General features: G+C 69.9%; 10 protein-coding genes and 1 tRNA gene. 1 reads left to right on the top strand and 10 read right to left on the bottom strand.

Annotated elements, in window-relative coordinates; all coding sequences use genetic code 11:
* Positions 1–237 precede the first annotated feature (237 nt).
* The 6 genes from AC2SGK_RS13950 to AC2SGK_RS13925 all read right to left on the bottom strand — a co-directional run bounded on the left by AC2SGK_RS13950 (position 238) and on the right by AC2SGK_RS13925 (position 4,537).
* Positions 238–717 (bottom strand): arsenate-mycothiol transferase ArsC, encoded by a 480-nt coding sequence (locus AC2SGK_RS13950; RefSeq protein WP_488324113.1) that lies wholly within the window; start codon positions 715–717, stop codon positions 238–240.
* A 4-nt stretch (positions 718–721) separates the two neighbouring features.
* Entirely contained in the window at positions 722–1,201 is a 480-nt protein-coding gene (locus AC2SGK_RS13945) for a UPF0262 family protein (protein WP_488324112.1), read from the bottom strand.
* On the bottom strand, positions 1,198–2,511 hold the full coding sequence (gene hisD / locus AC2SGK_RS13940) for a histidinol dehydrogenase (protein WP_488324111.1): 1,314 nt from the start codon (positions 2,509–2,511) through the stop codon (positions 1,198–1,200). The genes AC2SGK_RS13945 and hisD overlap by 4 nt, the downstream gene beginning before the upstream one ends.
* Positions 2,512–2,615: 104 nt before the next feature.
* Positions 2,616–3,092: a DUF2948 family protein gene (locus AC2SGK_RS13935; protein WP_488324110.1), complete on the bottom strand. Its 477-nt coding sequence runs from the start codon at positions 3,090–3,092 to the stop codon at positions 2,616–2,618.
* Between the two features lie 3 nt (positions 3,093–3,095).
* On the bottom strand, positions 3,096–4,367 hold the full coding sequence (gene murA, locus AC2SGK_RS13930) for a UDP-N-acetylglucosamine 1-carboxyvinyltransferase (protein ID WP_488324109.1): 1,272 nt from the start codon (positions 4,365–4,367) through the stop codon (positions 3,096–3,098).
* A complete protein-coding gene (locus tag AC2SGK_RS13925) occupies positions 4,367–4,537 on the bottom strand; it encodes a hypothetical protein (protein WP_411837060.1) in 171 nt (56 codons plus the stop codon). The genes murA and AC2SGK_RS13925 overlap by 1 nt, the downstream gene beginning before the upstream one ends.
* A gap of 137 nt (positions 4,538–4,674) precedes the next feature.
* Between AC2SGK_RS13925 and AC2SGK_RS13920 the strand changes: the two genes are divergently transcribed.
* Positions 4,675–4,749, top strand: a tRNA-Thr gene (locus AC2SGK_RS13920).
* Positions 4,750–5,175: 426 nt separating this feature from the next.
* On the opposite strand, the gene AC2SGK_RS13915 is transcribed toward AC2SGK_RS13920, so the two are convergent.
* The 4 genes from AC2SGK_RS13915 to AC2SGK_RS13900 are packed head-to-tail and all read right to left on the bottom strand — an operon-like array spanning position 5,176 to position 10,710.
* The gene (locus AC2SGK_RS13915; RefSeq protein ID WP_488324108.1) at positions 5,176–5,838 is read right to left on the bottom strand and encodes a hypothetical protein; all 663 of its coding nucleotides are present in this window, start codon (positions 5,836–5,838) and stop codon (positions 5,176–5,178) included.
* Positions 5,835–8,600, bottom strand: a complete 2,766-nt coding sequence (locus tag AC2SGK_RS13910) for a hypothetical protein (RefSeq protein WP_488324107.1) — start codon at positions 8,598–8,600, stop codon at positions 5,835–5,837. The genes AC2SGK_RS13915 and AC2SGK_RS13910 overlap by 4 nt, the downstream gene beginning before the upstream one ends.
* Positions 8,597–9,997, bottom strand: coding sequence for a hypothetical protein (locus AC2SGK_RS13905; protein WP_488324106.1), 1,401 nt, complete (start codon positions 9,995–9,997; stop codon positions 8,597–8,599). Before AC2SGK_RS13905 ends, AC2SGK_RS13910 begins: the two co-directional genes overlap by 4 nt.
* The gene (locus AC2SGK_RS13900; protein ID WP_488324105.1) at positions 9,994–10,710 is read right to left on the bottom strand and encodes a hypothetical protein; all 717 of its coding nucleotides are present in this window, start codon (positions 10,708–10,710) and stop codon (positions 9,994–9,996) included. The genes AC2SGK_RS13905 and AC2SGK_RS13900 overlap by 4 nt, the downstream gene beginning before the upstream one ends.
* Positions 10,711–10,717 lie beyond the last annotated feature (7 nt).

Below are 10,717 nucleotides of genomic sequence, written 5' to 3'. Positions count from 1 at the left end.
TCTGGCGCCTGCGTCATCTGGCAACAGTCTCCGGGTCGATCCCAAGATCCTGGCTCAACGTCGCGGGCGAAGCTGGCGATCACTCGCGCCAAGCCCTCAGACCGATGGCGCGCCGGCCCTCGCTCTTGCAGCTCCGGTGGCGTGCGTGGTCGTGACGCTTCCGTGACGAACTGGGCTCGTCATGCCTCCTTCCATTCCTCAGAAAAGATCGAACCATCAAACCGCGGGATCAAACAGCTAGGCCGGATTGCCGCCGGCTTCGGTCCGCGGCGGGCCGAAGCGGGTACGCATCCGCGTCTCGATCTGGTCGCGGGTCTGGCGATAGGCGGCCAAGCGCGCCTCGCGCCCCTCGGCCAGGCCGGTCGGGTCCATGATGGGCCAGTACTCGACCTCCAGATGCGCGTGCCGCGTCATCTCCAGCGCCATGCGCTGGCTGGCGGGCGACAGGGCGACAATCAGGTCGAACTGGCTCAGATCGTCGCCCCAGTCCTGCATCTCCTCGAAGCTGCGGCTGCGATGGTTCGCCAGCGGCACGCCGATCTCGTCGCAGACGGCGATGGCGAAGCCGTCGACCTCCATGTCGTTCTTCACGCCCGCCGACTGCACATAGGCGGCGCGGCCGTAGAACTTCTTCATCATCCCCTCGGCCATGGGCGAGCGGATGGAATTGTGGTCGCAGCAGAACAGAACCGATGAGGGGATCTTGTCCTGCGCCATCGGGTCAGGCCTGCGGGATCAGCGCGCAGATCAGGGTGAACAGGCGCCGCGCCGTGTCGATGTCCAGCCCGGCCTTGCCCTCCAGCCGCTCCTGCAGGGTGCGCGCGCCTTCGTTGTGGATGCCGCGCCGGGCCATGTCGATGGCCTCGATCTGCGCGGGCGGCAGGCGCTTCACGGCCTCGAAATAGCTCTGGCAGATCTGGAAATAGTCCTTCACCACCTGCCGGAACGGCCCAAGCGACAGGTGGAACTCGGCAACCTTGGCGTCGTCTTCGGTGGTGACGTCGAAGACCAGCCGCCCCTCGCGGATGCACAGCTCCAGCACGAAGGGTCCGTCTGGCGCCGCCGCCCCGTCCCGGCCGGGCACGGTAAAGCTGTTATCTTCGATCAGGTCGAAGATCGCGACGCGCCGCTCCTGCTCCATCTCGGGCGTGGCGGGCGGGATGGCGCTGTCGTCAATCTCGATCCGGATGATGCGCGTCATTCATGCGGTCTTTCGTTCAATGTCCCAAGCCGAGCCTGAACCGAAGCGCCATGCGCCTGCAAGCCCTCCGATGCGGCAAGACGCACGGCGGCCGGTCCGATCGCGGCCAATGCCCCCGGCGTCAGCCGCGCCATGGTCGTCCGCTTGAGGAAATCCATCACCGACAGGCCCGAACTGAACCGCGCCGACCGCGCCGTGGGCAGGACGTGATTCGGCCCGCTGACATAGTCCCCCACCGCCTCGGGCGTATGCGCGCCCAGAAAGATCGCGCCGGCATGCACGCATTGCGCGGCCAGCGCCTCGGGGTCAGCCACGCAGAGCTCCAGATGCTCGGGCGCGATGCGGTTCGACAGGGCGGCGGCCCGGTCCAGGTCCTCCACCACAATCAGCGTGCCGTAATCGCTCCAACTGGCGCCCGCGATGGCCGCGCGCTCCAGCGTGGGGATGATCCGCTCGACTTCTGCCGCCACGGCGCGGGCCATGGCCGGATCGGTGGTGATCAGGATCGACTGCGCATCCGCGTCATGCTCGGCCTGCGCCAGCAGGTCCCAAGCCAGCCATTCGGGATTCTGCTCGCCATCGGCGATGACCAGGACCTCGGAGGGGCCCGCGATCATGTCGATGCCCACCCGGCCAAAGACCTGCCGTTTCGCCGCGGCGACATAGGCGTTGCCCGGCCCGGTGATCTTGTCGACCGGCTGGATGGTGTCGGTGCCGTAGGCCATCGCCGCCACCGCCTGCGCGCCGCCGATGCGATAGATCTCGTCCACGCCGGACAGCTGAGCCGCCAGCAGGACCAGCGGGTTGATCACCCCGCCGGGCGTCGGCACGCAGATGACCAGGCGTTCCACCCCCGCGACCCGCGCCGGGATCGCGTTCATCAGCACGCTGGAAGGATAGGCCGCCTGCCCGCCCGGCACATAGAGGCCCGCCGCCGACACGGCACTCCACCGCCAGCCCAGGGTCGCGCCCTCGGGGTCGGTCCAGCTGGCATCCTCGGGCATCTGGCGGGCGTGATAGGCCCGGATGCGCTCGGCGGCGAGGGCCAGGGCGGCGCGGTCCTCTGGCGTGACGCGCGCCACCTGCTCGGCGATCTCCTCGGGCGAGAAACGCAGCGTCGCGGGCGTCAGGTCCAGCCGGTCGAAGCGCGAGGTCAGATCGCACAGCGCCGCATCGCCCCGCTCGCGCACGTCGCGGATGATCGCCGCGACCGCGTCGTTCACATCGGTCGAATCCTCGCGCTTGGCGCCCAGCATGGCACGAAAGCCCTGTTCGAAATCGGCATCGGCGCTGTTCAGAAAGACCGGCATCTTCATTCCCTTCATGTTCCCGCGCGCCCTACCCCGCGCCCCCGGCCGGCTCAAGCGCCGGGGCGCGGACAGAATGCCGCGGTCCGTTTGCCTGCGGGCCGGCCTCAGTCCGGATGCGCCGGCGCCTTGCCCGAGACCGCCCGATGCGGGCGCGTCACGTCGTGCAGGTCCAGGTTGATGCATTCGACATCGACCAGGATCGTGCCGTCGCCCGCGAAGTCCAGCGACAGGCGGCCGGTGCCGTCCTCTCCGCCCTGCCAGCGGATCGCCAGCAGCGACAGGACCGTGTCGGCATCGCGGCCGACGCCGTCGCTGACCACGCGCATCACGTCGCTGATGACCAGCACCGAGCGCACGCGTTCGAACTCGCGGCCTTGGGCCTGGGCCTCGCCCGCATCCTCCCACCGGAAGCGCGTGACCAGCAGTGCCAGCCGCCGCGCGCGCGCGTCATGGGTGATGTCGGCCCCGGTCAGCACCGCGTCCTGCACCAGCGCCGACAGGATGCGCAGATCGACCTCGTCCTCGGCCCTCAGGGCCAGCGGCCGGGGGTCGGCATCGGCGAAACGGGCATCCTGTGACATGGATCACTCCTCCTTGACGCGTTCGATATGGGCACCCACGCCGCGCAGCTTGCGCACGACCTGCTCGTATCCGCGATCCAGGTGATAGACGCGGCTGACGGTGGTCTGGCCCTCGGCGGCCATCCCCGCCAGGATCAGGCTGACCGAGGCGCGCAGGTCGGTGGCCATCACCGGCGCCCCGCGCAGCTTCTCGACCCCGGTGACGGTCGCATGACCGCCATGAACCTCGATCTGCGCGCCCATGCGGGCCAGTTCAGGCGCATGCATGAAGCGGTTCTCGAAGATCGTCTCCTCCAGCACCGAGGTGCCTTCGGCCAGGCACATCAGCGCCATGAACTGCGCCTGCAGGTCGGTCGGAAAGCCCGGGAAGGGCTCGGTCCGGACATTGACGGCGCGCACGCGACCATTGCGGCGCGCGACCTTCAGGCCGCGCTCAGTCTGCTCGACGCTGATCCCGGCCTCGTCCAGCTTCTCGCAGAAGGCCGCAAGCAGGTCGATCCGGCCACCCAGCAGCTCGACCTCGCCGCCGCACATGGCGGGCGCCAGCATATAGGTGCCCAGCTCGATCCGATCGGTCACCACCCGATGCGTGGCGCCGTGCAGCGCGTGCACGCCCTGGATGGTGATGGTCCCGGTCCCCTCGCCCTCGATCTGGGCGCCCATTGCGCGCAGGCATTGCGCCAGATCGACGATCTCGGGCTCGCGCGCGGCGTTCTTCAGCACCGTCGTGCCGCGTGCCAGCGTCGCCGCCATCAGCGCGTTCTCGGTCGCGCCCACGGACACGACCGGAAACTCGAAGAGCGCACCCCTCAGCCCGCCCGCCGGCGCCTTGGCGTGGACATAGCCATCCCGCAGGTCCAGCGTCGCGCCCATCGCCTCCAGCGCGCGCAGGTGCAGATCCACGGGCCGCGCCCCGATCGCGCAGCCGCCCGGCAGCGACACCTCGGCCACGCCGTCGCGCGCCAGCATCGGTCCCAGCACCAGGATCGAAGCGCGCATCTTGCGCACGATGTCGTATTCCGCCCGATGGCTGGTCATCGCATGGCTGGACAGGGCCAGCACCTGGCCCTCCTGCAGGCTGGCCACCTCCGCGCCAAGGGAGCCCAGCAGCGCGGTCATGGTGCGGATGTCGGACAGGCGCGGCGCATTGGTCAGCGTCAGCGGCTGGTCCGTCAGCAGCGTCGCGGGCATCAGCGTCAGGCAGGCGTTCTTTGCACCCGCGATCGGGATCTCCCCGTGAAGCGGGCCATTCCCCGTGACGATGATCTGGTCCATCAGCTGTCCTTGCCTGTCTCGCCGCCCGCGTCCGGGGCGGTCTCGTTGTCGGTCCGGCCGGCCCGCGCGCGCGCCTGCGCCTTGCGGCGTGCCAGATTCGCGCGCAGCGCCTCGCGCAGGCGCTCCTCGCGGTCGGACGATGCTGGCTTGTCGCGGTTGCGGTCGGTCATGGCAGACCTGTTAGCGCCGCGCGCGCCTCTCGTCCAGCAAACGCACGCAACCTTGGCCGTCATTCGCCAAAATCGCGAAAATTCGCATCCACCCCCTTGCGCGCCCCCGCAGCATTGTCTAAACGCCGCCTCACGATGCTGTGGTAGCTCAGTGGTAGAGCACACCCTTGGTAAGGGTGAGGTCGAGAGTTCAATCCTCTCTCACAGCACCATCCCAACCCCCTGTATTTGCTGGATACTTTGGCCGAATCGCAGCGTGTCTGTCGGCCACCTACATACACATTTTGGGCGTCATTTTGGGCGCAGAAGGCCAGCAAATGAACTTCGATCTTGTTCTGAAAGACACCGGATATTGGGAGATTCGCCCCAAGGCGAAACTCAAAGACGTTCCCGCGGACGCACTCCCCGCGTTTCTCGGCCCTGACGGGACGCCTTATTCGGCTTGGCGCCAGATCCGCGACGGAAACTGGCAACCCCGCGTCGCTTTTCTGGAGGGCCGCTTCTGGCGGATAACGTGGGCCGGATCAGAGGCCACACGGGTTGAGGCGCCTGCAGGTTGGTGGCTTGTGTGCGACTCATCCGGGGGCGTGTTCGCTCTGCCTCCTGGAGACAGCGATGAGTTGGCCCGTGTCCTGAAGCTAGCCGAAGAACGATCCAACGTCAGCGAATAGCGCCTGACGCCGCGCCAGTTCGACCTCAGGCGCGGGCCTGCCGCGCGCCGGGGCGGCCTGCTGCACGGGCTCCGGGTCCGGCAGCATCGTGGCAGGGCCGTCGTTGGGCTGGGCGAACATATCTGCCAAGCTGATCGCGGACGGCATGGCCGGCGTGTTCGGCTGCGCCGCCCCATAGGACAGCCCGCCTGTGCCGCCCGCCATGCCCAGCATCTGCGCGGCCTTGGCCCGGTGTGGGCCGAACTGGTTGTTGACCTTGTCGGCCACGGTGCCTGGCGCGCCGCCGTTGGCAGCGTCCGAGGCGCCGTAGCGCCCGACCCGTCCCGCGTTGACGGCCGAATACATGTCCATCAGGCCCATGCCGGGCCGGTAGCCCGCATTGGTCAGATACTTCTCGACGGCCTGCATCTGGGCGGCGACGGGCATGTCCTGCGTCACGCCGTATTGCTGACGCTGCGGCTCGCCCCACTGGATCAGGCCGCGGTGCTGGCCCCATTGCGTCGTCGGGCCTGCCATCCACGGGTCGAAGGTCCCGGCCGTCTCGTAGGAGATTACCGTCGCCAGATCGACCGGATTGGCCCCCAGACGCGAAGCCGACGCGCGGATGGCCGCCGCCAGATCCGGCGTCATTGGGCCATCCCCGCGAACGGGTCTTCATCATCGCTCTGGTCGCCGGCCAGGATGTTTGCCACGGTCGGCAGGCGCACCCCGAAGCGGGTCAGAAAGGCCCGGTTCTCGGCCGCCTCGTCCGCGGGGTTGTAGCGGCGCAGCAGCGAGGCCGCGAGGTCGGGATCGTTCACGGCGCGCGACATCAGTTCGTCGATCGCGCGGCCCTGCACCTTGGCGCTGCGGTTGCGCAGGAAGGTCGACAGCACGTCCACGATCGCAATGGTCGGCGACAGCTGCCCGCGGTTCACCGACCGTGCGCGAGAGGCGATCGAGGCCGTCGACAGGGCCGGGTCGAACTTGCCGGACAGCGACTGCGCGGTGCCGGAGGCGCCGACGGCCTTGGCGTTCACCGAGGCGTCGGCATTGGACAGGGCGTCTACGACCCCGCGGATGTCGGCCAGATGCTCCGGGTTGTCCTCCCACAGCACCTCGGCCGTCTTGGCGAAGCGCGGGTCGTCGAACAGGCGCTGCAGCTTCCGGCCGCTCCACCGCTGCACGCCGTCGGCCGACGTCATCGTGGGCGCGTCCAGCTTGCCGGTGCCCGAGACTTCCTCCCACAGGGCGGCGCGGGCCGCCGCGCGGGTGTCGGGCGTGTCGCCAGCGACGTCCAGCAGTTCGCGGACCGCGCGCTCCGGCTGCGCCGACTTCCAGGCCGTGCCGATGGCCGCGCGGGTCTGGGTGTCGTCGTATCGCAGGTATTTTCCGGCGGCGGACGTCCCGCCCGGCCGGTATGCCTTCTCGGCGGCCTTCGCCACGGCCTCGGCCTGATCCAGCGTCTGCTTGCTGGTGCCGGCGCGATCCAGCGCGGTCCGCGCCTCGGGGAAGTCGCTGAAGGCGAAGTTGCGCTCCTGCATGAACCGGGCCAGCGCCTCCGGGCTGCGGGTCGCCTTGGCGGCCTGCGCGTCGGCCAGTAGGGTCTGGCCCAGCGCCTTGCGCGCGGCCGGATCGGTGCCGACCTCGGCCATCACCGCGCGGTAATCGGTCTCGCCGGCCATTGCCCGTCCCGGCACGGCCTCGTCGGGCATCCGGGGCTGGCCACGGCCGGTCTCCCGCAGGATGTCCGGCACGGCGCCGCGGTCCTCGAACCGCTTGCCGACGTCCAGCCGCCGCGCCTTGGCTTCGGCCATCAGGGCGCGCTGGTCTTCGGGAAGCGCGTCGTTGATGAACTGGTCGACCTCGTCCAGATACTGACCGGTGACGCGCTTCTGCTGGTTCGTGGCGTTCGGCGACTGGATGTCGCTGGACAGGCCGGATCGCATCGACAGGGCCTCTCGGACGGGCACCTGCGCCTCGCCCTCGGGCGCCAGCTGCGCCGGGACGTTGGCCTCGCTCGGCATGAACCGCTGCCGGTCGTTGAGGGGCAGCCCTTCCGTCACGCCCTCGACGCGCTGGCGGAGCGCGCCCGCGTCGACCGGGATGCTTTCGTCGATCTGCCCGTAGAGGGCGGCGATGCCTTCCAGTTCCTGCGCCTGGCGGTTGGCCAGCCCGGTCCGAATGACGGCCCCGCGCTCTACCGCGCCCGGCACGACCAGATCGGCGGCCGCGTCGTCGAACTGCGTCCGGGCAGCCGACAGGCCGTCATTGGCCTGGTCGATGCGGCCCTGCGCGCCGAAGGACAGCGCCTCGCGCAGCGCGGCCGGGTTATCGCCCGGCGCCAGCGCGGAGATGCGGTCATCCACGGCGGCCGCGTTCCCGGTGCGCCGCAGGTTCGCCGCGCCCGGTGTCAGCGTGTCGGTGTTGTAGGCCAAGGTCGACAGGCCGGGATCTTGAACCCGATCCGCGATGTTGGCGCGGAAGCCGGGGATGGCCCTCTCGGCGTCGGACTGCTGCGACAGCGCGCGGGCCAGCGGCGACGCATCAACCGCGCCGGGCCCCTGATTTGCGTAGCGCGCTTGCATGTCGGACGAGTTGTTGATGATACGGTCCACGACCTCGCGCCCGGCCACGTCGTCGAACGCGCCGGTCCGGCCCGTGGCCGCGCCGACCATGTTCCGGCCGAGGCCGCCGAGCGCGTTCACCGTCCCGAGCGTCAACATGCCGCCGCCCGCCCCGAGAAGATCGGACCACCAGGTTCCCTCGCCGTCGGGCGTCACGATCTCATTGGCGGCCTGCGCACCGGTTCCGGCGGCCCCCGCGTAAGTCATCTCGCGCAGCGCAACCCGTTTGGGGGCGACAGCCATGGGCTCTACGAAAGAGCGGGCGATCGGGCTCATGCGCCGCGCACCCTTGACGCCAACGCTGGCTGCCTTGGCCGCGAGGCCGCCAACCGGGACAGCGGTCGCGCCCATTTCCTCGCCGATCCGGTTCGCGAAACGGCCCGCGCCGGTCTGCGGCTCGTAGTCCGGGACCATCCCGCCGGCGCGCAGAAGCGCGTCGATGCTGTCGACGCCGCCGACCGGCCGGTCCGAGAAGGGCGTCATGCCTTGCTCGCCGGGCAGCAGGTTCAGAAGCATGGGCGACGCATTGACGGCCTCGACGGGCAGGCCCGCCACATTGGCGACGCCCTTGCGGATGCCGTCGGCCGCAGATCCGGCCACGTCCGTCGCCACGTCTCCGAAGCGGCTCCAGAAGCCGGGTTCCTCGGGGGCGGCCTCGGCCGGGGGCGGCGCGACGGCGCGTTGTTCCTGCGCCAGCAGGCCTTGGATGGCTGAACGCATGGTGTCCTGATCGGTCCCGGCGGGGAACTCCAGCACGCGCCCGTCGGGCAGTTCGACCTCGATCATTCTAAGGCTCCCGTTGCGGGGTTGAAGCGCAGGCGCTGCGCGCCGCCCGGCGCGGGCGGGACGACGAGGCCGTCATCCGGCACGACAGGCGCGGCGGGCGCGCCGCCTGGGATGCCCACGGTGCCCATGGTGCCGATCTGGCCGGTCTGCGATGCGGCCCCCAGGAAGCGGCTCTGCTGCTCCAGCTGCTGAATGGCCATGTCCAAGCGGGCCAGACTGTCGGCCTGGTTCGACAGGGGCCGGTCGAGGCCGAGCGATCGCCGCGCGGTCCGCAGCATCTCGTTGGACAGTCGCTCCCCCGTCATGGCCTTTGCATACTGGAACGCGAGCATGTTGCCGAGCATGTCAATCGCGGGCAGCGACGGATCGAACAGTTCCGACGCGAGCCCGCCGTCGATCAGCCCCGCCTGGACCGCTTGCGCGGCCTCTTGCGACGCCCCGCCCAGCAGATTGCCCAGTTCGGTGCCCGACTGGATCAGGTTCTGGCCGGTGCCTCGGATGTAGCCGACGAGGCCCTGCGAGGCGCCGTTGTCCGCGATCATCTGGCGCAGCGACTGCGCGGTGCCGATCGCGGCGCCGAGTTCCAGGCGCTGCTGCTCGACCTTGCCTGCCGTGGTCTTGCCAAGGCCGACGTCATCGGCGCTGCCCTGCGCCGCGGTCGAGAACATGGTCGTGCCGGTCGGCAGCGGCGCGCCGGTCTGCGGGTCGACCAGACCCTGCGGCGTTTCGAGGGCCGTGGTCTGCGTCCCGTCCGGCAGGCGAGCGTTGGTCAGGTTCGGGCTGCCGGTCATGCGGTCGTTGCTGTATTCGGCCACCTCGGGCATCGTCTCGAAGCCGAGCGCGGCCAGCGTGTCACTGTCCAGGCCGCGGGTCTGCTCGCCCGGCGACAGCGGCGCCATCAGGTTGTCGGTCATGTTCGTCTGCAGCGCCGTCCGGTTGTCGCGGACGTTGTTCTCGGTCGACGCATCGTAGCTGCGGTCGGCTCCATACATCGTGCCCTGCAGGTCGAGGTCCTGACCGCGGCGGGTCGTGACGTCTCCCATGATGCCGAGGGCCATCGCGCGGGCGTTGTCCCGGACGTTGTTCTCGGTCGAGGCGCCATAGACCAGATCCTGACCGCGGCGGGTCGTGGCGTCGCCCCTCTCGACAGCGCCCCAGGACTGGTTGGGCGTATAGAGACCCGCGCCGATGCCGATGCGGTCGTTGATCGGGCCGTCGCCCGACACGAACATGTCGATCAGGCCGGTGCGCTGCGCCTCGGCCATGGCCTTCTGCCGGTTGGCGTCGGCCGTCGCGTAGCCGGCCAGTTCCTGCCCCGACATGGGTGCGAACAGTCCGGCCAGGTTCTCGAACGCCTGCCCGATCGCCGGGTCCGCGTAGCGGCTCTTGATGGTCATCCGAGGAGCCCTCCACGCACGCTGTTGACGCCTTGCACGCCGGCGCCGCGCAGGCCCGCCGCGAGGCGGTCGCCGCCGGGCAGCCACCGGTCGGTGCTGTTCGTGACGATCGGGTTGCCCGCGCCGGCCATGCTGGCGTAGCCGCCCAGCACCGCCCCGCCGCCTTTCAGCAGGTCGCCCAGCAGCCGCTTGTCTCCGCCCTGCATCGACGCGGCGTCCAGTTCGAAGGCGTTGGCGTCGCTGGACCCGCGCCGGAAGCCGGTCAGTTGGTCGATCTCGGCCGACGCGCGGCCCATGCCCCGCATCCGGTCGCCCAGCAGATCCCCGAAGGACCGCATCGACGCGAGGTTGGCCGCGTTCTCGCTGGCGCGCTGCGCGGCGTTGCCGCTCTGCGTCTGCAGTTCGCGCGTCGTGATCGAGGACGTGCCTTCCGGCGCGACCATACCGGCCGTGACGTTGGCGTCGCCGGCCAGTGGCGCCTCGTAGAACTGCGTCAGGTCGACCGTTCGCTGGCCCTGGTCCTGCGTGAAGTCGGCCATCTCGTTTTGGCTGCCCTGTGACAGGTTCTGCTGGCGCTGCTCCATGCCCTGCTGGCGGACCCGTTCGGCCTCCAGCGCGGCCGACCGCGCGCGGGCGGCCTGGTTGTTGGCCGATGCGTGGGCCAGCGAGCCGCCGGCGGTCAGCGCAAGGGCGAGCATAGGAAGGGGGATCATGGTCTCG

The organism is Paracoccus sp. NIOT.M2S5SZ12, from assembly GCF_057748165.1.
Note: the sequence above shows the minus strand (reverse complement) of the source record. Positions and strands in the feature narration are given on the sequence as shown.

Excerpts from the sequence above, each read along its gene's own strand:
- AC2SGK_RS13950 (WP_488324113.1), bottom strand. The coding sequence starts at position 717 with ATGGCGCAGGACAAGATCCCCTCATCGGTTCTGTTCTGCTGCGACCAC.
- AC2SGK_RS13945 (WP_488324112.1), bottom strand. The coding sequence starts at position 1,201 with ATGACGCGCATCATCCGGATCGAGATTGACGACAGCGCCATCCCGCCC.
- hisD (WP_488324111.1), bottom strand. The coding sequence starts at position 2,511 with ATGCCGGTCTTTCTGAACAGCGCCGATGCCGATTTCGAACAGGGCTTT.
- AC2SGK_RS13935 (WP_488324110.1), bottom strand. The coding sequence starts at position 3,092 with ATGTCACAGGATGCCCGTTTCGCCGATGCCGACCCCCGGCCGCTGGCC.
- murA (WP_488324109.1), bottom strand. The coding sequence starts at position 4,367 with ATGGACCAGATCATCGTCACGGGGAATGGCCCGCTTCACGGGGAGATC.
- AC2SGK_RS13925 (WP_411837060.1), bottom strand. The coding sequence starts at position 4,537 with ATGACCGACCGCAACCGCGACAAGCCAGCATCGTCCGACCGCGAGGAG.
- AC2SGK_RS13915 (WP_488324108.1), bottom strand. The coding sequence starts at position 5,838 with ATGACGCCGGATCTGGCGGCGGCCATCCGCGCGTCGGCTTCGCGTCTG.
- AC2SGK_RS13910 (WP_488324107.1), bottom strand. The coding sequence starts at position 8,600 with ATGATCGAGGTCGAACTGCCCGACGGGCGCGTGCTGGAGTTCCCCGCC.
- AC2SGK_RS13905 (WP_488324106.1), bottom strand. The coding sequence starts at position 9,997 with ATGACCATCAAGAGCCGCTACGCGGACCCGGCGATCGGGCAGGCGTTC.
- AC2SGK_RS13900 (WP_488324105.1), bottom strand. The coding sequence starts at position 10,710 with ATGATCCCCCTTCCTATGCTCGCCCTTGCGCTGACCGCCGGCGGCTCG.